This is a genomic window from Bradyrhizobium sp. UNPA324, from assembly GCF_006658635.1.
GTDB classification, from domain to species: Bacteria; Pseudomonadota; Alphaproteobacteria; order Rhizobiales; family Xanthobacteraceae; genus Bradyrhizobium; species Bradyrhizobium nanningense.
In genome coordinates, this window is record NZ_LFJD01000004.1 from 2,989,132 (window position 1) to 3,008,581 (window position 19,450).

General features: G+C 63.9%; 21 protein-coding genes. 10 read left to right on the forward strand and 11 right to left on the reverse strand.

The window, feature by feature from the left end:
• Positions 1-45 precede the first annotated feature (45 nt).
• Positions 46-1,134 carry a TRAP transporter substrate-binding protein gene (locus UNPA324_RS14500; protein WP_128922476.1) on the forward strand — a complete coding sequence of 363 codons (1,089 nt, stop codon included), beginning with the start codon at positions 46-48 and terminating at the stop codon, positions 1,132-1,134.
• A gap of 396 nt (positions 1,135-1,530) precedes the next feature.
• On the opposite strand, the gene UNPA324_RS14505 is transcribed toward UNPA324_RS14500, so the two are convergent.
• Positions 1,531-2,055: a P-loop nucleotide/nucleoside kinase family protein gene (locus tag UNPA324_RS14505; RefSeq protein ID WP_245471861.1), complete on the reverse strand. Its 525-nt coding sequence runs from the start codon at positions 2,053-2,055 to the stop codon at positions 1,531-1,533.
• Between the two features lie 428 nt (positions 2,056-2,483).
• Here UNPA324_RS14505 and UNPA324_RS14510 point away from each other — a divergent pair, with 428 nt between their 5' ends.
• The 5 genes from UNPA324_RS14510 to UNPA324_RS14530 all read left to right on the forward strand — a co-directional run bounded on the left by UNPA324_RS14510 (position 2,484) and on the right by UNPA324_RS14530 (position 5,981).
• A complete protein-coding gene (locus UNPA324_RS14510; protein WP_128922475.1) occupies positions 2,484-3,047 on the forward strand; it encodes a MarR family winged helix-turn-helix transcriptional regulator in 564 nt (187 codons plus the stop codon).
• Positions 3,048-3,238: 191 nt separating this feature from the next.
• Positions 3,239-3,913 (forward strand): response regulator, encoded by a 675-nt coding sequence (locus tag UNPA324_RS14515; RefSeq protein ID WP_128922474.1) that lies wholly within the window; start codon positions 3,239-3,241, stop codon positions 3,911-3,913.
• Position 3,914: 1 nt separating this feature from the next.
• Entirely contained in the window at positions 3,915-5,300 is a 1,386-nt protein-coding gene (locus UNPA324_RS14520; RefSeq protein WP_181769399.1) for a sensor histidine kinase, read from the forward strand.
• A 56-nt stretch (positions 5,301-5,356) separates the two neighbouring features.
• Positions 5,357-5,695: a type II toxin-antitoxin system ParD family antitoxin gene (locus UNPA324_RS14525; protein WP_245471860.1), complete on the forward strand. Its 339-nt coding sequence runs from the start codon at positions 5,357-5,359 to the stop codon at positions 5,693-5,695.
• Positions 5,667-5,981 (forward strand): type II toxin-antitoxin system RelE/ParE family toxin, encoded by a 315-nt coding sequence (locus UNPA324_RS14530; RefSeq protein ID WP_349630208.1) that lies wholly within the window; start codon positions 5,667-5,669, stop codon positions 5,979-5,981. The genes UNPA324_RS14525 and UNPA324_RS14530 overlap by 29 nt, the downstream gene beginning before the upstream one ends.
• 73 nt (positions 5,982-6,054) lie before the next feature.
• Here the strand turns inward: UNPA324_RS14530 and UNPA324_RS14535 are convergent, their stop codons facing one another.
• The 6 genes from UNPA324_RS14535 to UNPA324_RS14560 all read right to left on the reverse strand — a co-directional run bounded on the left by UNPA324_RS14535 (position 6,055) and on the right by UNPA324_RS14560 (position 12,351).
• Entirely contained in the window at positions 6,055-7,344 is a 1,290-nt protein-coding gene (locus UNPA324_RS14535) for a M20/M25/M40 family metallo-hydrolase (RefSeq protein WP_141934962.1), read from the reverse strand.
• Positions 7,345-7,463: 119 nt separating this feature from the next.
• Entirely contained in the window at positions 7,464-9,119 is a 1,656-nt protein-coding gene (locus tag UNPA324_RS14540) for a TRAP transporter large permease (RefSeq protein ID WP_128922471.1), read from the reverse strand.
• A gap of 26 nt (positions 9,120-9,145) precedes the next feature.
• Complete coding sequence (locus UNPA324_RS14545) at positions 9,146-9,727, reverse strand: TRAP transporter small permease subunit (protein WP_128922470.1); 582 nt, start codon at positions 9,725-9,727, stop codon at positions 9,146-9,148.
• A 169-nt stretch (positions 9,728-9,896) separates the two neighbouring features.
• Positions 9,897-10,916: a GTP 3',8-cyclase MoaA gene (gene moaA / locus UNPA324_RS14550; protein WP_128922469.1), complete on the reverse strand. Its 1,020-nt coding sequence runs from the start codon at positions 10,914-10,916 to the stop codon at positions 9,897-9,899.
• Between the two features lie 107 nt (positions 10,917-11,023).
• Entirely contained in the window at positions 11,024-11,518 is a 495-nt protein-coding gene (locus tag UNPA324_RS14555; RefSeq protein WP_141934963.1) for a hypothetical protein, read from the reverse strand.
• A gap of 158 nt (positions 11,519-11,676) precedes the next feature.
• Positions 11,677-12,351 (reverse strand): HAD family hydrolase, encoded by a 675-nt coding sequence (locus tag UNPA324_RS14560; protein WP_128922467.1) that lies wholly within the window; start codon positions 12,349-12,351, stop codon positions 11,677-11,679.
• A gap of 154 nt (positions 12,352-12,505) precedes the next feature.
• Between UNPA324_RS14560 and rpiA the strand changes: the two genes are divergently transcribed.
• From rpiA to gor, 3 genes are read left to right on the forward strand one after another with little or no spacing between them, the layout of a single operon-like run.
• On the forward strand, positions 12,506-13,219 hold the full coding sequence (gene rpiA, locus UNPA324_RS14565; protein ID WP_128922674.1) for a ribose-5-phosphate isomerase RpiA: 714 nt from the start codon (positions 12,506-12,508) through the stop codon (positions 13,217-13,219).
• Positions 13,220-13,221: 2 nt separating this feature from the next.
• Positions 13,222-13,767, forward strand: coding sequence for a DUF2059 domain-containing protein (locus UNPA324_RS14570; protein WP_141934964.1), 546 nt, complete (start codon positions 13,222-13,224; stop codon positions 13,765-13,767).
• 46 nt (positions 13,768-13,813) lie between these two features.
• Positions 13,814-15,202, forward strand: coding sequence for a glutathione-disulfide reductase (gor, locus tag UNPA324_RS14575; protein ID WP_141934965.1), 1,389 nt, complete (start codon positions 13,814-13,816; stop codon positions 15,200-15,202).
• Positions 15,203-15,210: 8 nt separating this feature from the next.
• On the opposite strand, the gene UNPA324_RS14580 is transcribed toward gor, so the two are convergent.
• Positions 15,211-16,350, reverse strand: coding sequence for a hypothetical protein (locus UNPA324_RS14580; RefSeq protein WP_128922464.1), 1,140 nt, complete (start codon positions 16,348-16,350; stop codon positions 15,211-15,213).
• Positions 16,351-16,729: 379 nt separating this feature from the next.
• On the opposite strand from UNPA324_RS14580, the gene UNPA324_RS14585 reads away from it, so the two are divergent.
• Positions 16,730-17,038, forward strand: coding sequence for a hypothetical protein (locus UNPA324_RS14585; RefSeq protein WP_141934966.1), 309 nt, complete (start codon positions 16,730-16,732; stop codon positions 17,036-17,038).
• A 13-nt stretch (positions 17,039-17,051) separates the two neighbouring features.
• Here the strand turns inward: UNPA324_RS14585 and UNPA324_RS14590 are convergent, their stop codons facing one another.
• From UNPA324_RS14590 to UNPA324_RS14600, 3 genes are all read right to left on the reverse strand, one after another.
• Positions 17,052-17,237 carry a hypothetical protein gene (locus UNPA324_RS14590; RefSeq protein WP_128922462.1) on the reverse strand — a complete coding sequence of 62 codons (186 nt, stop codon included), beginning with the start codon at positions 17,235-17,237 and terminating at the stop codon, positions 17,052-17,054.
• A 63-nt stretch (positions 17,238-17,300) separates the two neighbouring features.
• Positions 17,301-18,530, reverse strand: a complete 1,230-nt coding sequence (locus UNPA324_RS14595; RefSeq protein ID WP_141934967.1) for a carboxylate-amine ligase — start codon at positions 18,528-18,530, stop codon at positions 17,301-17,303.
• 20 nt (positions 18,531-18,550) lie between these two features.
• Entirely contained in the window at positions 18,551-19,378 is an 828-nt protein-coding gene (locus UNPA324_RS14600; RefSeq protein WP_128922460.1) for a class II glutamine amidotransferase, read from the reverse strand.
• Positions 19,379-19,450 lie beyond the last annotated feature (72 nt).

Genomic DNA, 19,450 nt, shown 5'->3' on the forward strand with positions numbered 1-19,450 from the left:
TCGGCAAGAAGGCCCACAATCACTGATACATCAGGGCAGGAAATCATGAAGAGAAGAGACTTCATCAAGGTCACAGGACTTGGCGCGGCCGGCGCCGCCACGCTCGCGGCTCCCGCGATCGCGCAGTCCATGCCGGAAATCAAATGGCGTATGCCGACGAGCTGGCCGAAGTCGCTCGACACGCTGTTTGGCGGCGCCGAGATGATGTGCAAGATGGTCGCGGAGGCGACCGACAACAAATTCCAGATCCAGATCTTCGCGGCCGGCGAAATCGTCCCGGGCCTCCAGGTGCTCGACGCCGTGCAGAACGGCACCTGCGAAATCGGCCACACCGCCTCCTATTATTATTTCGGCAAGGATCCGACCTTCACCTTCGGCTCGGCCGTGCCGTTCGGCCCCAACATGCGCATCAACCAGGCCTGGTACATGCTCGGCGGCGGCCGCGACGTGCTCAACGAATTCTACAAGAGCTACAACGTCGTCTCGCTGCTCGCGGGCAACACCGGTTGCCAGATGGGCGGCTGGTTCAGGAAAGAGGTCAACACGCCCGACGATCTCAAGGGCATGAAATTCCGCATCGGCGGCTTCGCCGGCCGGGTGCTGCAGAAGCTCGGCGTGGTGCCACAGCAGCTCGCCGGCGGCGACATCTACCCGGCGCTGGAGAAGGGCACCATCGACGCCGCCGAATGGGTCGGCCCCTATGACGACGAGAAGCTCGGCTTCTACAAGATCGCGCCGCACTACTACTATCCCGGCTGGTGGGAAGGCGGGCCGATGCTGCTGGCTTTCGTCAACCTCGACAAGTGGAACGCGCTGCCGAAATATTACCAGAGCGTGCTGGAGCAGGCCGGCCACTACGCCAACAACTACATGATGGCGCGCTACGACGCCGCCAACCCGCTGGCGCTGAAGAAGCTGCTCGCCAGCGGCGCCAAGCTGCACCCGTTCTCGCCATCGATCATGGACGCCTGCCACAAGGCCGCCAAGGAGCTGCACGCCGAGGTCGGCGCGACCAACGCCAACTTCAAGAAGGTGCACGACTCTCTCAACAAGTTCACGAGCGACGGCTACGCCTGGTTCCAGGTCGCCGAGGTGGGCTACGACATCTTCATGGCGCGGCGCTCGCAGAGCTGATCGCTTTATCTGTCACAAGCAGCTCCCCGGAGTGAAAGCTCCGGGGCGTTGTCGTGTTTGGAGGCAGACTCAAAAGCTGAAAAACAACCCCATGCACAGTAGCCAACGGCTTGATAAGTCGTGAAGAAATCAGTGGTGCAAGCGGCCTTCGCCCGGCAGCTCCTGCGAACTCAGGAGCACTTTGACGTGTCGGGCAAAACAGTGGCAGAATGCTAGAATCGAATAATCCGAAATGCGTTTCGTTGGCACTCATTTGGAGATGACGATGAGCTTCGATCCAGCCGCCGTTCAAGGCGCGCTGCGCAGGGCATGGTCGCTGTCGACGGCGAGCCAATGGACGGCGGGCAATCCCGCGGCGGCGGCCTGCCGAGCTCCACCATGAGGCCAATTGCCGAGCTAGCCAATCTTGTCGCGAACATAGGTCTCCGCTCGCTCCAGCAGATCATCGAGCGAACAATTGGCCGTGTCGAGCACCAGATGCTGTCGGTCCCATGGTTCATACGCGCGGCTCACGACATCACTCCAGGTTGGGAGTTTGAGGCCATCAATGTCGGGTGTCCGGCTTTCCAAGCGTTGCCGGTGTAGCGCCGGTTCGCTGCAAACCATTTCGATCTCAACCATGCGGGCCGAGGTCTGCAAGGCACATTGCCGCCAGGCAGCGCGGCTTGCCTGCACTGGATTCACGCAGTCGGCGATAACGATGCGTCCGAGCTTGAGATTTTCGGCAGCCAGCGCGTTGGCTATGGCATAGCCCTCTGCACCGACGGTAAAGCCAGCGTCCCGCAACGCCTGTTCGATCGAATCGATACGCAGATATGTCGCCGCGAGCCGAACGGTCAACTCGCGAGCAATGGTCGTCTTGCCGGTGCCCGGAAGGCCGCCGAACACAATGAGTACCGATAATGGATTCATGATGCCCATGATGGGGCGGCGGCTCGAGGTCCGCAACGGGGCGGACGCGGCGATGTCCGATCAAATATGGGTAGCCGACAGGCCGATGCGTGAGACCTTACGCAGTGTCAAATCGAGTTGCACCGAATAGCCGATGAATTCCGGATCGGCATTCAGAGCGGGCGAAGTTGCTGGACGCGCCGAAATTGGGCGTTCGTAACCTTGTCGTGAACGCGGTACGTAGTCTTGCGGTGTTCCTTTCGCGGAACGACCGGGCTATCGGAATCCGGCAATCGGGCTGGAGTCGCGGCCTCAGGCGTGTTTCCCCGCCGTCCGGACTTCACGGTACAATATACCGGACTCAACCAGTCCCGACCAAAATTCAGCTTTCACCGAATGCGGCCAGTCTCGATTCCCGATCGAGATGACGAACGGCCGTTTCCCGTCGGCATTTATCAATGAGCATGGCAACTGAAATCGTACAACTTCTCGTGCAATCGGCCGGCAGTTGGCTCTTTGAAGGCACTCGTTCGGGGCTGAGCGATCGTGAGTGGATGGCCTTGCGCTTTCTCGCGCTTGCCAACAGACTTTCGAGGACCCCGACGGCACTCGCCGGCTTTCTGGGGACGACCCGCGGCGGCGCATCTCTGATTACCGCCGCGCTCCTGGACAAGGGATTGGTGGTCCGTAAGCCCTCCGCGGAGGACAAGCGTTCGATTACGCTATGTGTCACGGGCGAAGGCAAGAAGCTCCTGGAGCGCGATCCGATCCACGCCCTGCGAGACCAGATTGTGGCACTCGAGGGCTCCGATCGATCTCGGCTGCGCGATACGCTTCGCCGCGTCCTCGTTGGGCTCGATGTTGCCGAGCGCCGTCATCACACCGACGTTTGCAGTCAATGCATGTTTCTGGTCGCGAGCGGGGAGGACGGAGACCGCCACTTCAAGTGCCGGCTCTTTCGGAAATCCATAGCCCTGAAGGAGACGAGCCAGCTGTGCACCTATTTCGAAGGGCGGAGCTAGCAAGGTCCGCTGCTCTCGCGAGGAGCGGTCCGGCAGAAATGGCGGGCCATGTTCCATCGGTTGACGCGAACCTGACGACAGGCTGACCTGCTTTCCGGCCACTTTTCGCTGGCCGAGGCGGCCGGAATGATGGAAGAGAGCGAAGATGCCGCGCGGGCCGGGCGGCGACTTGAGTATTTGGCGGACATGCAATGCGCCTTCTGATCGTCGAGGACAATGCCGAGCTGTCGCGGCTCGTCGCGGCCGGGCTGGCGGCGGCCGGCTACCAGAGCGACATCGTGGGCAGCGCGGCCGAGGCGCGCGAGGCGGTGAGCAGCGTCAGCTATGCCGCAATGATCCTCGACCTCGGGCTACCCGACGGCGACGGTCTGTCGGTGCTGCGCGAGCTGCGGCTCAAGATGGAACCGCTCCCGGTGCTGGTGCTGACGGCACGCGGCGGCCTGCAGGACCGCGTCAGCGGCCTGCGCAGCGGTGCCGACGACTACCTCGTCAAGCCGTTCGCGATGGAGGAACTGGTGGCGCGGCTGGAGGCGATCCTGCGCCGGCCCGGCCAGCTGCTCGGCCGCTCGCTCAGCCTCGCCAACCTCGTCTACGACACCGAGAGCCGCCAGATCTTCGTCGACGACCAGCCGCGGATCATCTCCGCGCGCGAGACCTCGGTGCTCGAGATCCTGCTGCGCCGGCAGGGGCGGGTGGTGCCGAAGAAGAACGTCGAGGACCACATCTTCGGGCTGGACGGCGAGGTCGCCTCCAACGCGGTCGAGGTCTATGTCTCGCGGCTGCGCAAGCAACTCGCCGAACACGGCGCCAAGGTCGCGATCCACACCATTCGCGGCGTCGGCTATCTCATGGACGTGGAGAAATAGCGTGGCCCAGATCGGGTCCTATGCCAGGTCCTATGGCAGGTCGCCGACGTTCAAATCGCTGATCTGGCGCATCGTGTTCCTGCACATCCTGGCGGTCGCGGTGGTCGCGATCCTCCTGCCGCTGGTCTTGTTCTGGCTGCTCAATTCCGAGATCACCCAGCTGCATCGCGATGCCATGCGCGCCCAGGCCGAAGTGCTGGCGGAGCGCATCGTTGCGCAGCCGGGCGGCCTGTTGACGTTCAATCTACCCGACAGTCTCAAAGGACTCTATTCCGAAGCGTATGGCCGCTATCAGTACGACATTCGCGATGCCGACGGCCGTTTGCTGTTCTCCTCGCACCGGCGCTCCGCCGCCGCTGCACCTCGCTCGTCGGAGAGCATTTCCGGCGCCGCGGTCACCCGCGACATCGACGGCAAGACGGTGCGCATCCAGGTTGCAGAGGACCTCGCGCATCGCGACGTCATCATCGACGACATTGTCTCGAACTTCTTCCGGCGTGTAGGTTGGATCACCATCCCGATCCTCCTGATCCTGCTCGCCACCGACATCATCATCTTTCGCCGGGCGGTCGCGCCGCTATGGAAGGCCTCCGAGGAGGCCAGCAATATTGGCCCTGCGCGCACCGACATCCGGCTGCCGACGGAGCAGATCCCGCGCGAGATCTTGCCGCTCGTCACCGCCGTCAACCAGGCGCTCGACCGCCTCGAAGGCGGCTTTCGGGTGCAACGGCAGTTCACGGCGGACGCCGCGCATCAATTGCGCACGCCGCTCGCGATCCTGCGCACGCGGATCGAGACGCTTGACGATCGCGCGGCGCGGCAGGCGCTGCATGCCGACATCGAAACCATGAGCCGCCTCGTTGCCCAGCTCCTGGAGATCGCCGAGCTCGACACCCTGGTGCTCGATCCCGGCGAGACCGCGGATTTACGCGCCGTCAGCGCCGAGGTGGTCGCTTCGATCGCGCCGTTTGCGATCGCGCAGCACAAGGACATCGCGCTGAAGGGCGCCGACGCGCCGGTGCTGATCCACGGCAATGCGGAGATGCTGCAGCGCGCGATCTTCAACCTCGCCGAAAACGCCATCAAGTTCACGGCAAAGGACACCACAGTCGACGTCGAGGTGGGCGAGGACGGTTCGGTGCGCGTGCGCGATTCCGGCCCGGGGATCGCCGAGGCCGAGCGCGAGCTGATCTTCCAGCGCTTCTGGCGCGCCGACCGCCGCCGCAGCGATGGTGCTGGATTGGGGCTCTCGATCGTGCGCGCGGTGGCGGACGATCACGCGGCGACGGTCGCGGTGGAGAATCTTCCGGGGGGCGGGGCCGAGTTCACGCTGCGTTTTCGGCCGGCGGACAAGGTAGAGGTCGGGGAGGAACTCGCGCGGCACTGACACTGCACGCTCTCCCTCCTTAAGGCTGGGCAACGGAGCAGGGAGGAAGGCGCCGTATGGCACCTCAGGTGTATGACAGTGTCATATCATGTGCTATAAGGGCGGTGAAAGGGGACAGCATGCGTACCAGCAAGCCGATTACCGTGACCCTCGGCCCGCAGCTTGCGAGCCTGGAAGCCCGCCTGAAATCGGGCGAATACGCCTCCGCCAGCGAAGTCATCCGCTCGGCCCTTCGCGCCCTCGATCGGCAGGATGCCGCGCTTGACGAATATCTAGCCGCCAAGGTTCGGGCTTCGATCCAGGATCCGCGCCCGAGCGTTGCGGCGACGGATGTTTTCAAGCGTTTGCGAACGCGCCACGCGAGGAATGCGAAAGCCGCCAAGCGTGGCGCTTAAGGTCGTATTCCGACCGGAGGCGGAGGCCGATTTGGTCGGCCTTTACGAGTACATCGCAGAACGTGCCGGCTATCGAATCGCAGGCGGCTATATCGACCGTCTCGAGGAGGCATGCATGGCTCTCGCCACCTTTCCCAAACGTGGCACCAGCCGCGACGATCTTCTTCCGGGCCTGCGTACCGTCGGATTCGAGCGGCGCGTGACGATTGCATTCCGCGTCCTGAAGACGGAGGTTGAGATCGTCACCATCGCGTACGCCGGACGTCGTTTCGAAGACGATTTATGAGCCGCTTCCGGCTTCCAACGAGAGAGCTTCGTCTTTGGTCAAAGGCTGACTGCCGAACCCGGCGAGGGCGCCGCTACTTCAGCTTGCCGCTCGACAGGTCCATGATCATGCGCGTCGCCAGATAGAGCCGCGGCACGATGCTGCCCAGCTGCACATATTCCGCATCGTTGGAGTGTGCACCGAAGCCCGACAGGCCCATGCCTTCGACCACGGCTCCGCTGGTCTTGAGCGCGGCAAACGCGGCGTCGGTGCCGCCGCCGGTCGCCTTCTCGTCGACCTTGAGGGATAGTCCGATCTCTCCATAGATCGTCTTGCCGTAGGCCGCCACGCGGCGCGAGGCCTCGTTGGCTTCGAGCGGCGGGCGCCGCACCTCGAACTTCAGGTCGACCTTGGAGCCGGGCAGCAGGCGATTCTTGATCTTGTCCTGCAGCTCCTTCTCCAACCCGTCGAAATCGGACACCTTGAGCGCGCGCGCATCGGCCTGGGCCGTGGCGTTCGCAGGAATCACGTTGCGGTTGGTGCCGGATTGGGAGACCGTCCAGTTCAGCTTCAGGCCCCGCTCGGGCTTGGACAGATCTTTCATCTGCAGCACCTGGTGCGAGAGCTCGTACAGCGCATTCACGCCGCCCTCGGGCCTGGCGCCGGCATGTGACGACTTGCCCTGCACGGTGAGATAGGCCGAGCCGATGCCGCTGGTGGCGAGGCGCAGCGTGCCGTCAGTGCCGCCGCCTTCGAACGAGAACACCGCGTCCTGATCCGAGGCGAGGCGGGTGATGGTGCTGCGCCAGCCGGGCGAGGAGATCTCCTCGTCGCCGTTCGTGAGCACCGTGAGCGTGCCGTAATCCCTAAAGTTCAATTTCTGCAGCAACGCCACGGTGTGGAGAATGAGCGCGACGCCCTGCTTGTCGTCGGCGATGCCGAGGCCGTAGGCCTTGTCGCCGTCGATGCGGAACGGCTGGTCCTTCAGCATGCCCTTCAGGTACACCGTGTCCATGTGGGCGATCAGCATGATCTTCTTGGTTCCCGCGCCCTTGAACACGGCGTGCACGGCGGGTCCGATCTTCTCGGGGCTGTCGTCGAGCCGATAGACGTCGGTGGGCTGCAGGATCTCCACCGTGCCGCCGAGCTGCTTGAGCTGACCGGCAACGCGCTCGGCGATCTGGTTCAGGCCTTCGATGTCCTTGCTGCCGGATTCGATGCTGACGAGATCGCGCAGCGTGTCGAGCAACGGCTGCTGCTCCTTTTGCGCCAGCATGTGGACATCGGCGACCGGCTCGGCCTGCACCATCGCTGCGGCGCATGTCAGCCAGAGTGAGGCGATCAACCGGCCAACGAGCGACAGAGCACGGTGCGATCGGGGCATGAGCGGGCATCCTTAGGGCTGAGGATGGCCCGGTATGCCTGCGTTTCCGGTGCTTGTCACGCGCGCCGTCGCGCGTCGTGCGCCACTTGCGCGGAGCACGACGGCGGGTGTTGTCCTCGCTATTTCTGCGGCGGTCCGAGATCCAGCGGCGGCAGCTCGATCTGCGGCACCTCGATCTTGATCGTGTTGGGATCGATGGTCGATTGCACGCCCTTGTAGTGCATGACCATCGCGGGGAACGCGATCACCAGACCGACCATGATGACCTGGATGACCACGAAAGGCACCGCGCCCCAATAGATCTGGCCCGTGGTGACGGGGTCCATCCGCTTGCCGGTGACGCGATCGGTGTAGCGCTCCTTCGGTGCGACCGAGCGGAGATAGAACAAGGCGAAGCCGAACGGCGGATGCATGAACGAGGTCTGCATGTTGACGCCGAGAATGACGCCGAACCAGATCAGGTCGATGCCGAGGTGCTCGGCGGCAGGTCCGAGCAGCGGGATCACGATGAAGGCCAGCTCGAAGAAGTCGAGGAAGAAGGCCAGCACGAACACGAACGCGTTGACGAAGACCAGGAAGCCGACCTGGCCGCCGGGCAGCGAGGTGAGCAGGTGCTCGACCCAGACGTGGCCGTTGACGCCGTAGAAGGTGAGCGAGAACACGCGGGCGCCGACCAGGATGAACACGACGAAAGCCGACAGCTTGGCCGTCGATTCCGTGGCCTGCCTGATCAGGTCCCAGCTCAGCCGCCGCTTCGCGGCGCCGAGGATGAGGGCGCCGGTGGCACCCATCGCGCCGCCTTCGGTCGGGGTCGCGATGCCGATGAAGATCGTGCCGAGCACCAGGAAGATCAGGAACAGCGGCGGCACCATGACGAAGGTCGTCTGCTGCGCCATCTTCGACAGGAAACGGAAGCCGGTGAGCTTGTCGATGATCCAGTTCACGACGGCCATGGCGAAGGCGAAGACGATGCCATAGAACATGCTGAGCACGACGTAATCGGCGCCATGCGTCTCCGAATTGCGCATCATGAACCAGCCAAATACGCCGCTCGCGAGGAACAGCACGCCGAGCGAACCGAGGCCGCGGCTGCCGCTGTCTTCGCGGAAGCCGATCGCCTCCTTCGGCAGGCCCGGCGTCGCCTTCGGGAAGATCATGCTGACGAGGAAGGCGTAGCCGGCATAGAGGCCGGCGAGCACGAGGCCCGGAATGAAGGCGCCCTCGTACATGTCGCCGACCGACTTGCCGAGCTGGTCGGCCATCACGATCAGGACGAGCGAAGGCGGAATGATCTGCGCGAGCGTACCGGATGCGGCGATGACGCCGCTTGCCACGCGGCGGTCATAGCCATAGCGCAGCATGATCGGCAGCGAGATCAGGCCCATCGAGATCACGGACGCGGCGACCACACCCGTCGTCGCGGCCAGCAGCGCGCCGACGAAGATCACGGCATAGGCGAGGCCGCCGCGGATGGTGCCGAACAATTGGCCGATGGTGTCGAGCAGGTCCTCGGCCATGCCCGACCGCTCCAGCACCAGTCCCATGAAGGTGAAGAAGGGAATGGCGAGCAGCGTGTCGTTGTTCATCACGCCGTAGACCCGCTCCGGAAGCGCCTGGAGGAAGTCGGGGTGGAATTGGCCGAGTTCGACGCCGATGATGGCGTAGAACAGGCCGACGGCGCCGAGCGAGAATGCCGCGGGATAGCCGAGCAACAGCACGACGACCAGCGACGCGAACATGATGGGCGCCATATTGGCGATGATAAAAGCGGTCATGATTTCCCCTACACCGTCGCCAACAGCTACTTCTTCTCGATCGCTTCGACGAGATGCTCGACTTCCGCTTCCAGCGCGGACACCTGGGATTCATGCGGGTCCGGTATCATTCCGCGCATTACCGCAATCCGCTTGATCAGCTCGGAGATGCCTTGAACGAGCAGGAAAGCGAACCCGATCATGATCAGGGCTTTGGCGGGCCATTGCGGCAGGCCGCCGGCATTGCCGGATTGCTCGTTGATGTGGAACGAGCGCTGGAAGAACGGCACGCCGGTGATGACCATGACGATGCACAGCGGGATGAGGAAGAACAGGTGACCGATCACGTCGATCATGCTGCGGACCGTCTTCGGCAGCGCGTTGTTCACGATGTCGATGCGGATGTGCTCGTTGTCGAGCAGCGTCCAGGGCGAGCAGAGCAGGAACACGATGCTGAACAGCACCCATTGCAGCTCGAGCCACGAATTGGAGGACGTGTCGAAGGTCTTGCGGACGATCGCATTGACCGCCGAGATGATGACGGCGGCCACGATCAGCCACGCCAGGCGTTTGCCCGTCCAGCGCGTGAACGCGTCAATCCCTTGGCTCAGCTTCAAGAGCGCTTGCAACGATAGGTCCTCCCCCGATTGTGCCCCGGCCGTCTTGACTGCGCCGAGCGGGCGCGTGGCTTGTCTCGCCGCGCAGGCATGAGGCAGCCGCACCAAATCAGCGGGCGTGCCGCCAGTCAATCGGAAGTTTGTTGATAGTTAAGGGGAATAAGGCCGTAGTCCGCCGGTGTCAGCCACCGGTGACGCTCATATGCCTGGAGACGCTGGGACGGTCGTGGCGGCGGTCGATGATGAAATCATGGCCCTTCGGCTTCAGGCCGATGGCGCGGTCGATCGCATCCGCAAGCAGCAGGTCGTCATCAGATGCACGTAGAGGTTTGCGCAAATCCGAGGCGTCCTCGTGGCCGAGGCAGGTGTGCAGCGTTCCCGTGCAGGTAATCCGAACCCGGTTGCAGGATTCGCAGAAATTGTGCGTCATCGGCGTGATAAAGCCGAGCTTGCCGCCGGTCTCGGCGACGCTGACATAGCGGGCCGGTCCACCGGTGCTCTCGGCGAGGTCCGTCAGCGTGAATTGCTGGGCGAGGCGTGCGCGCACCAGCGAGAGCGGCAGATATTGGTCGATGCGGCCCGAGCCGATCTCGCCCATCGGCATGACCTCGATCAGCGTCAGGCCCATGCCCTTGCCGTGGGCCCAGCGCATCAGCTCGGGAAGCTCGTCCTCATTGAGGTTCTTCAGCGCCACCGCGTTGATCTTGACGGCAAGTCCTGCGGCGCGTGCCGCCTCGATGCCTTCCAGTACCTTGTCGATCTCGCCCCAGCGGGTGATGTCGCGAAACTTCCTGGGATCGAGCGTGTCGAGCGAGACGTTGATGCGGCGGACGCCGCAATCGGCGAGCTCGCTCGCGTGCTTCGCCAGCTGGGTGCCGTTTGTGGTCAGCGTCAGCTCGTTCAGAGCGCCGCTCGAAAGATGCCGCGACAGCGAGCGCACCAGCGACATCACGTTGCGCCGGACCAGCGGCTCGCCGCCCGTGAGCCGCAACTTCTTGACGCCCTTGGCGATGAAGGCCGAGCAGAGCCGGTCGAGTTCCTCCAGCGTCAACAGGTTCGCCTTGGGCAGGAACGTCATGTCCTCGGACATGCAGTAGAAGCAGCGCAGGTCGCAGCGGTCGGTGACGGACACGCGCAAATAGCTGATGGTCCGCCCGAACGGGTCGGTCATCGGGGTCGACAGCGCGGCGGATCCGTTCATGCGAGAGGCCTTGTCACTACGGCAATGGGCGCACCCTGGCTTCAGCGGTGCTCGGGACGCAATCTAAGCATCGGACGCGACGAGGACAATCGGGTGGTATACGTAGATCACCGCTTGCCGGCGTTCGGATTGGGGAACGGTGAGGCCGCGGCCGGCGCCGCCTCTGCCGGTGCCACTGCAGGCGCGGCTGCGGCCGGTTTGGGCTTCCTGGGCCGGTGCGGCTTGCGAACCGGCTTGGGCGGCGTCGCCGGCTGGAGTTCCGCAAAGACCGGATTCGGGTCCGTGGTCACCGACGCCGGGGTGGTGAAATCCCCGGGATTTTTGATCACGTTCACCGGGACGCTTGCCGGCTGGTGCTTCGGTAGCGCGAAAGCGACCGTGAAGGGGGCCTCGGGGGCGGGAACCGAGACGGAGCAGGGGGTCTTGCAGCCCGGACCCATCGAGGTCGTGGCGTCCGCACCCGGGGGATTGGATTCGAGCCGGACCTGGACGGTCGGCGGGGCCGATTTGAACATGTCCCAGGACATCGAGGAGCAACCCCCAAGACCTGCCGCCCCCAACAGACCCGCTCCCGCTAACGCAACCGCGATGACACGACGCATGACCCATCCACTTCAACTGCGACGAACCGCCACACAAGCCCCGCGCGGACCTTAGGAGCGTCGTTGGGGGCAGGCAACCGGCGGGCGGCGCATAGTTAATGAATGGTTAATGCGAGGCTATCGCGGAATAATAACGCGATTCCAGGAGCTTGCTGGCGTTATACGGTCATCAGGCTGCTGGCGGCGGCCGGCAGGTCGCGCATGTGATGGATCAGCCGGTCCGGTTTCAGCTCGGCAATCGGCACATCCGTGTAGCCGAAGCTGACCCCGATCACGGGTACTCCGGCCCGGCGGGCCACCCCGACATCGGTTCCGGCGTCGCCGACCATGATGCTGGCTTTGACCGCTCCGCCGGCCCGCGCCACGGTCTCGCGGAAGATGGTCGGATCCGGCTTTTGGACGCCAAAGGTGTCGGCGCCGCAGATCGCCGCGAAGCGGCGGCTGAGGTCGAGCTCGTCCAGCAGCCGCTTCGACAGCCATTCCAGCTTGTTGGTGCAGACCGCGAGGCGGTGGCCTTGCGCCGAAAACTGGTCGAGCGCGGCCTCGAGCCCCTCGAAGGGCCGGGATTCGACGGCGATATGATCGGCATAATAGCCGATGAAATCGGCGGTCATCCGGTCCATGTCGGCGGGGGTGACGGTGCGACCCTCCGCTTCCAGCCCCCGCTCGATCAGCTTGCGGGCGCCGGCGCCGATCATGTTGCGGGCCGAGGCCATCGGCACCGGCGGCAGCCCTTCGCGGTCGAGCACGTAGTTCAGCGCGGTGATCAGGTCGGGCGCCGTATCCACAAGCGTGCCGTCGAGATCGAAGACGATGGTGTGAGGGGAGTTCATGATCAAGCGCTACCGGCCCGCTCGTGTCCACGCAAGGGGCAGGCCCATAAGATCACCTTATAGGCCTGTTCCCGCGCGGAAAACGAGGCTACATAGGCCGCCGAAAGCGGCCATGATCGGCGGCACGTTCGAGACTTCATAGGTGGGCGCAAACGTGAATATGGACCAGTTGAAGCGACAGGCTGCTGCTCGCGCGCTCGAGGATGTCAGGGACGGCATGCAGCTCGGGCTCGGCACCGGCTCGACCGCAAAGCATTTCGTCGAGCTGCTCGGCGAGCGCGTCGCCGCCGGGCTGAAGGTGATCGGCGTGCCGACCTCCGAGGCGACGCGCCTCGACGCGGCGCGTTGCGGGGTCCCACTCACGACGCTCGACGAGATCGACCATCTCGACATCACCGTCGACGGCGCCGACGAGATCGATCCCGCGCTCAACCTGATCAAGGGCGGCGGCGGCGCGCTGCTGCGCGAGAAGATCGTGGCGGCGGCCTCGGATCGCATGATCGTGATTGCCGATGACACCAAATGGGTGCCGACGCTGGGCAAATTTCCGCTGCCGGTCGAGGTCATTCCGTTCGGCCTCGGCGCGACGCGCCGCGCGATCGAGAAGGCATTTGCCGAATGCGGCGTTTCCGGGCAAATGGCGGTCCGCAAGGCCAAGGACGGCCACGTTTTCGTCACCGACGGCGGCCACTGGATCGTCGATGCCCAGCTCGGACGGATCGAGGATCCTGCCAGCCTCGCCACGGCGTTGAGCGCGATCCCCGGCGTGGTCGAGCATGGATTGTTCATCGGCTTGGCCAGCTCTGCCGTTCTGGCGGGGGCTGAGGGAATTCGCGTGATTGAACGGCGCAAGCCGAAAGGAGACTAGGAATGAAGAGCGTTTTGAAGTTCTTGCCGGCCGCGACGCTCGTCGTGGGATTGGCCCTTACGGCCGCCCCGGTCGTGGCGCAGCAGCCCGCCCAGCCAAAGGCTGGCGCCGCGCCGGCCCAGCCGAAGGCCTCGCCCGCGGCGATTGCGGCAGCCAGGGAAATTTTGCAGATCAAGAACGCCAATGCGATGTATGCCGGCGCCGTGCCCGGCCTCGTCGAGAAGACCAAGATCGCGCTGACCCAGCAGAACCTCAACTATCAGAAGGACCTCAACGAGGTCGCGCCGATCGTGGCGCAGCAGCTCCAGGGCCGCCAGAACGAGATCGGCGAAGGCATGGCGCAGATCTATGCCAGCGAGTTCACCGAGCAGGAGCTGAAGGATCTCGTCACCTTCTACAAGTCGCCGCTCGGCAAGAAGCTGATCGACGCCGAGCCGCGCGCCATCGGGCTCAGCATGGCCTTCATGAACTCCTGGGCCCAGAACTTCTCCGAGACCGTGATGGGGGCCTTCCGCGCCGAGATGCGCAAGCGTGGCAAGGAAATCTGACAGACACTATCTGATCAGGAATCTTTGAAGGAGGTCGGAGTGGACAATGGCTGAATTCGACGTCGACCTCTTCGTCATCGGTGGTGGTTCGGGCGGCGTGCGTGCCGCCCGCATCGCGGCCGGTCACGGCGCCCGCGTGATGATCGCGGAAGAGTACCGCATGGGCGGGACCTGCGTGATCCGCGGCTGCGTGCCGAAGAAGCTGTTCGTGATCGGCTCGCATGTCCGTCATGAGCTCGAGGATGCCGCGGGTTTCGGCTGGACCGTTCCGCCCGCCAGCTTCGACTGGGCGACGCTGATCGCCAACAAGGACAAGGAGATCGCGCGGCTGGAGGCGGCCTACACTGCCAATGTCGAGAAGTCGGGCGCGCAAATCGTCAAGAGCCGCGCGGTGATCGAAGACAAGCACGCCGTCCGTCTGCTCGAGAACGACCGCAAGATCACCGCAAAATACATCCTGATCGCCACCGGCGGCGCGCCCAACCACGGCGCCGCGATTCCCGGCATCGAGCACGTGATCTCCTCCAACGAGGCGTTCCATCTCAAGAAGCTGCCGAAGCGGATCGTGATCCAGGGCGGCGGCTATATCGCGCTGGAATTCGCCGGCATCTTCGCCGGCTTCGGCTCCGACGTCACCGTGATCTATCGCGGCGACAACATCCTTCGCGGTTTCGACGAGGACGTCCGCGCCCATGTCCGAGCCGAGATGGAGAAGCAAGGCATCACCATTCTCACCGGTTGCACGGTGGCGAAGGTCGATCGCCACGGCGAGGAGTTCACCACGCATCTGTCGAACGGATCGAGCCTCGCTTCCGACCAGGTGATGTTCGCGATCGGCCGCCATCCGGCGGTGGCCAATCTCGGCCTGGAGAAGGCCGGTGTCGCCATCAACCCGAACAACGGCGGCATCGCGGTCGACCATTTCTCCAGGAGCTCGGTCGACAGCATCTATGCGATCGGCGACGTCACCCATCGCTTCAACCTGACGCCGGTCGCGATCCGCGAGGGCCATGCCTTCGCCGATACCGTGTTCGGCAAGCGCGAGGTGAGGGTCGATCACGCCAACATCCCGACCGCGGTGTTCTCGCAGCCGGAGGTCGGCACGGTTGGTCTGACGGAAACCGAGGCGCGCGCGCAATTCAGCCACGTCGACATCTACAAGACGACGTTCCGCCCGATCAAGGCGACGATGTCCGGCCGCGACACTCGCGTGCTGATGAAGCTCGTGGTCGACGGTGCGACCGATCGCGTGCTCGGCTGCCACATCGTCGGCGATGCCGCCGCCGAGATCACGCAAGCCGTCGCGATCGCGGTGAAGATGAAGGCGACCAAGGCCGATTTCGACGCGACGATCGCGCTGCATCCGACCGCGGCCGAGGAACTCGTCACCATGCGCACGCCGACCGCGCGCCACGTCCGCCAGGCGGCGGAGTAGGGCGTCTCCTAACCGTACAGATACCCCACCGGCTCACCTTCGGTGCGCAGCGGACGAATGTCCTTCCGCGTGATGATCTGCCCGGCGAGACCGTCGATCTCGTCGCGCTGCGTCGGCGTCCAGCTGCGAAGGTTGTCGATGCCCTTGAGAAGGCCGAGCCGGAGCACCTGGGTGTTCTCGCCAACCGCGACGAGGCTGATCGAGCTCTTGCCGGCCGTCAACACATCGCCTGACGCAAGCTCGAATGTCTCGCCGGCCTTGTTCTTGAATTCAGCCGTGCCGCGAATGACGCGATAGATCACGACCTCACCCTTGGCGAACGAGGCGGCGTCCACGGATGCCGATGTACTCTTCGGCAGAAGCGACTGGCCGCGCGGGTCGGTCGCGATGATGTGGCCGGTGACGAGCTCGCCGCTCGGTGTCTCGATGCCGATATCGCGCACGCAAACCGGCAGCGGCGATTTGATCGAGCCATCCGCGAGCGGCTTGAACAGTGCATCCAGCGCCAGCGGATCCTGAAGCCAGAAGCCGGCATTGGCCGGGCGATCGTGCAGCGGATGGCTCCAGGCCACGCGCGGCGTTTCAGCTTCAACGATCTGATCGGGGCCCACGATGGTCGGATTCGGAAAGGTGGTGGGATCGGTGATGAAGGCTTCGAGGAATTTGCCCGAATAGCCCATCGAGATCGGATCCGGCACCACCGTCTGCGGCGTCTTCAAGTTCTCTTCGGTCGACAGGCCCGACCAGGTGTAGAAGAGCTGGCGATGCACGATCGCGCTTTGCAGCATCACCGCGCCGGGGCCGACATTGTAGAAGCGCCCGTCATAGTCGAAGGTGAACGCGCCCGAGGTGACCAGCACCAGCTGAAAGCCGCCGGGTGGAAGATGCAGGTGGAAGTCGGTGGGCCCGGTGTCGGGGCGATAGATCGGCAAGTTCGTCGCGACTTCGTGGAGCAGGAAGGTTTCGTTGTTGGCGTGAAAGCCTTCGTTGGCGCGATTGTAGAGCGCTTGCGGGCGATACGTCGCCTCGAACTTCGCATTCCGGTCGCGATCGATTGCGACGAAGTCCTGGGTGCTGAGGCGGAGCGGCGCGCCATTCGGATGGGTGAGGCCGGTCGTCTTGAGATCGCCCGCAGCATGCACGTTCATGACGTTCTCCGCTCTGCGCCGTTGCTTCGCTGACAACGTCATTGCGAATTCTGGGCCAGTTGGTTTGTGAAGCAGCGAGCGAGCCCCGGCGCCGCGATGCAAGCGTGCCCGTTCAGGAAAAAATCCGGTGGTTGCACGGGACGTTAGATCGACGGCTTGTTCTGATCGTCAGACGCCGTGTCGGGGGCGCGTGCTTCCGAGGGCGGCGACGGGGGTGTCCAATTTGTCGGCAAGCCTCGCCAGTGCAGGTGCAGCGGCGCTGGTGCCAGATCGGCGCGATGCCGCTCTTGGGATCAGCAATAATGTCGCGACCGCACAGGCGGCGATTGACAGAATGTTCATGTTTTGTTCTTATGCTGCCACCGAGATGGAGGCAGTCATGGACAACCGTATCAGCGAAATTCGCAGAACCATCAGAGCGCTCCGCGTCAGCATGCGCGAAGCCGAGGCGATCATGCACGAGCAGATCAATCGCAGCGAGGACTGCAGCTTCGTGGCGCGGGAAGTCATCAAGATGCGCTCGGTCATGAGCCTGCTCGCGAAGGAGCGGGTCGCGCTCGACGATCACGAGCCGATCCTCATGAACAATTTCTTCATCCCGCGGCGCCGGCCGACGCGAAAGTCGGTCGATGCTCGGGCCCCGACCGCCGAGTCCGTGTTCCGTCCGCGCCTGGTGGCACGGGCTTGAGGCGGAGGGCGCCTTAATCAAGAGCGCGCGGCGCGGCCCGATCCGGCTTGCCGGCCGGGCTGTCCGCCCACTTTGCCATCTCCATAGTGCGCACGTCGACGCCCTCGCACCAGAAGCAGCTTGGCCGCGCGCGACCGTTCTTGGACAGGATCGGGACCAGGCTGTGGCCGCAACCGGCGCACCAGGCGATGTCAGTCATGCATTCCCCTACGGCGTACCAAATTCAGAAATCACGTTCTCGTTCGCGAAGCTTGCGCGGGCGCTACGACGGCGCTGGCGTATTGCGTCCGATCGGCGCGCTCGATCCCGAGATCGTCGATGTAGCGATCCATCGTGACACCGCTGCGATGTCGTCGCCGCTTTCGCGATAGGCGCGAAGCTGGAATTCGGCCGAGCTGCCGCGGTCCACAATGACGCGGCAATGCTCGATCTCGGCGGCGCAACCCAGTAGGTCCGCGTCCTCGGCGGTGTCGTCGATGATCCGGGAGAGCAGCTCCGAGATCGTGACCGGTCCGTCTCGAGAGGCAAAGATGCAATCGGTTCCGTAGCGCTGGGCGCGCCATTTATTCTCCACCGCGATTGCGCGTTCGACCGCCGTGACCTCTTTCGACAGATGAGGCCGCAGATGGAGGTGACGCGTCAGGCAGCGATAGAGCGAGGCGATGGCAACGGCATCGTCGACGAAGGTGCAGGTGTCGGGCGCACGAAGCTCGAGCGTCGGGTGCCGCATCGAAGGACGCATCGCCCACCAGATGTGGCTCTCGTCGGGTATCACGCCGGAGCGCTGCAGGGTGCCGACATATTCGTCGTAATCCTGCTTGGCCTCGAACAGCTCGGGCAGGCCGGTGCGCGGCAGCTCGGAATAGGCGGCGAGCCGGTAGCCCTTCAGTCCGGTCTTGTGCGAATTCCAGAACGGAGAGGAGGCCGACAGCGCGATGAGCAGCGGCAGATGCGGCAGCATCGCCCGCATCACCGCCATGCGCTTCTCGGGATCGGGCAACTGAACATGCACATGCATGCCGCACATCATGTTGCGATGGCCGACGCTGCGCAGATCCTCGATCATCTCCTCATAGCGCGGCTTCGGGCTCGGCTGCGACATGCGCCAGACTGCCGTCGGATGCGTGCCGCAGGCCATGATCACGAAGCCATATTGCGCGGCGACGTTCGCGATTTCGCGACGCAGGAAGCGAAGCTCTTCGCGGGCATCGTTGACGTCGAGGTGAACGTTGGTGGCGACCTCGAGCTGGGATTGCAGCATCTCGCGCATGGCCTGGCCGCCGGTCGACCAGTTCGCCGATTCGAACAGCTCGTTGGGAGTCTGGATCGCGACCTCGAACGTACGTCGATCGGCCAGGAAATATTCCTCCTCGATGCCGAACGAATATTCAGCCGCCTTGCCGCCGGCGCCGGCGGAGCGAATGACGAGGTGCTGCTTGTCATGAGAGGAATCGAGGCGCAGCAATTTCAAAACGTCCGAAGCAAATGTCATTAGGCCACCCGGCAAAGGCATTACCTCCGGGCGATAATCCTTCTGGCAGGAGCGGGTTCCGCGTCGCACTCACTGCAAATTGTCGCGTCGAACGGAACAATCTTCGCGTTTTCGGACGCACGCGCGATCAGCGCGTGATTGGGCGGCACTTCGGTCCAGTCCGATTCCTTGTCGAACGGCTCGGACACGACGATGACCTCGCCGCCGTCCTCACGGAAATAGAGTGTGTTCGCGGCGTCGTTGACCGCAACACGGAAGGCGTAGAGATCCTTGCCGTTGGCGATCGCACTGGTGAAGCGCAGCCGTTCGCGCAAGTGGCCTTCATTGACGAGGCCGACGAGAGCATGCAGCACACGCCGCGTCGCCTGAAGCGGATCGCTGTCGAGGCCGGCGCCCATCATCGCCAGGAACACGGCTTCCGAGTCGGTCGTGCCAAGCCGCGAAGGGTAATAGGCATCGGGAATCAGCGCCTCGACCTTGCGCCGCAGCCGGTTCCAGCTTCCGACGAATCCGTTGTGCATGAACATCCAGTGGCCGCAGGCAAAGGGATGGCAATTCTGCCGCGTCACCGCCGTGCCGGTGGCGGCGCGCACATGCGCAAAGAACAAATGCGAGCGCAAATGCCGGCAGAGATAGCGCAAATTTTCGTCCGACCACGCCGGGCGCGTCTCGCGATAGAGGCCGGGTTCCGGATGCTCGCCGTACCAGCCGAGACCAAAGCCGTCGCCGTTCGAGCCCGCCGTCGATTGCAGCGAGCGGATGCTCTGCGCGACCAGAGAATGCTCGGGCTCGGTGACATAGGGCTCGAAAGACGTCGTCTCGCCCCGGTATGCAATCCAGCGGCACATGAGATGTATCCTGTCGGGAGATACCGTGATGTGCAGTAATTGATTGGCCTGCATGATAGTTCCTGACCGCAG

Excerpts from the sequence above, each read along its gene's own strand:
- UNPA324_RS14500 (WP_128922476.1), top strand. The coding sequence starts at position 46 with ATGAAGAGAAGAGACTTCATCAAGGTCACAGGACTTGGCGCGGCCGGC.
- UNPA324_RS14505 (WP_245471861.1), bottom strand. The coding sequence starts at position 2,055 with ATGGGCATCATGAATCCATTATCGGTACTCATTGTGTTCGGCGGCCTT.
- UNPA324_RS14510 (WP_128922475.1), top strand. The coding sequence starts at position 2,484 with ATGAGCATGGCAACTGAAATCGTACAACTTCTCGTGCAATCGGCCGGC.
- UNPA324_RS14515 (WP_128922474.1), top strand. The coding sequence starts at position 3,239 with ATGCGCCTTCTGATCGTCGAGGACAATGCCGAGCTGTCGCGGCTCGTC.
- UNPA324_RS14525 (WP_245471860.1), top strand. The coding sequence starts at position 5,357 with ATGGCACCTCAGGTGTATGACAGTGTCATATCATGTGCTATAAGGGCG.
- UNPA324_RS14530 (WP_349630208.1), top strand. The coding sequence starts at position 5,667 with ATGCGAAAGCCGCCAAGCGTGGCGCTTAAGGTCGTATTCCGACCGGAG.
- UNPA324_RS14535 (WP_141934962.1), bottom strand. The coding sequence starts at position 7,344 with ATGCCCCGATCGCACCGTGCTCTGTCGCTCGTTGGCCGGTTGATCGCC.
- UNPA324_RS14540 (WP_128922471.1), bottom strand. The coding sequence starts at position 9,119 with ATGACCGCTTTTATCATCGCCAATATGGCGCCCATCATGTTCGCGTCG.
- moaA (WP_128922469.1), bottom strand. The coding sequence starts at position 10,916 with ATGAACGGATCCGCCGCGCTGTCGACCCCGATGACCGACCCGTTCGGG.
- UNPA324_RS14555 (WP_141934963.1), bottom strand. The coding sequence starts at position 11,518 with ATGCGTCGTGTCATCGCGGTTGCGTTAGCGGGAGCGGGTCTGTTGGGG.
- UNPA324_RS14560 (WP_128922467.1), bottom strand. The coding sequence starts at position 12,351 with ATGAACTCCCCTCACACCATCGTCTTCGATCTCGACGGCACGCTTGTG.
- UNPA324_RS14570 (WP_141934964.1), top strand. The coding sequence starts at position 13,222 with ATGAAGAGCGTTTTGAAGTTCTTGCCGGCCGCGACGCTCGTCGTGGGA.
- gor (WP_141934965.1), top strand. The coding sequence starts at position 13,814 with ATGGCTGAATTCGACGTCGACCTCTTCGTCATCGGTGGTGGTTCGGGC.
- UNPA324_RS14580 (WP_128922464.1), bottom strand. The coding sequence starts at position 16,350 with ATGAACGTGCATGCTGCGGGCGATCTCAAGACGACCGGCCTCACCCAT.
- UNPA324_RS14585 (WP_141934966.1), top strand. The coding sequence starts at position 16,730 with ATGGACAACCGTATCAGCGAAATTCGCAGAACCATCAGAGCGCTCCGC.
- UNPA324_RS14590 (WP_128922462.1), bottom strand. The coding sequence starts at position 17,237 with ATGACTGACATCGCCTGGTGCGCCGGTTGCGGCCACAGCCTGGTCCCG.
- UNPA324_RS14595 (WP_141934967.1), bottom strand. The coding sequence starts at position 18,530 with ATGACATTTGCTTCGGACGTTTTGAAATTGCTGCGCCTCGATTCCTCT.
- UNPA324_RS14600 (WP_128922460.1), bottom strand. The coding sequence starts at position 19,378 with ATGTGCCGCTGGATTGCATACCGGGGCGAGACGACGTCTTTCGAGCCC.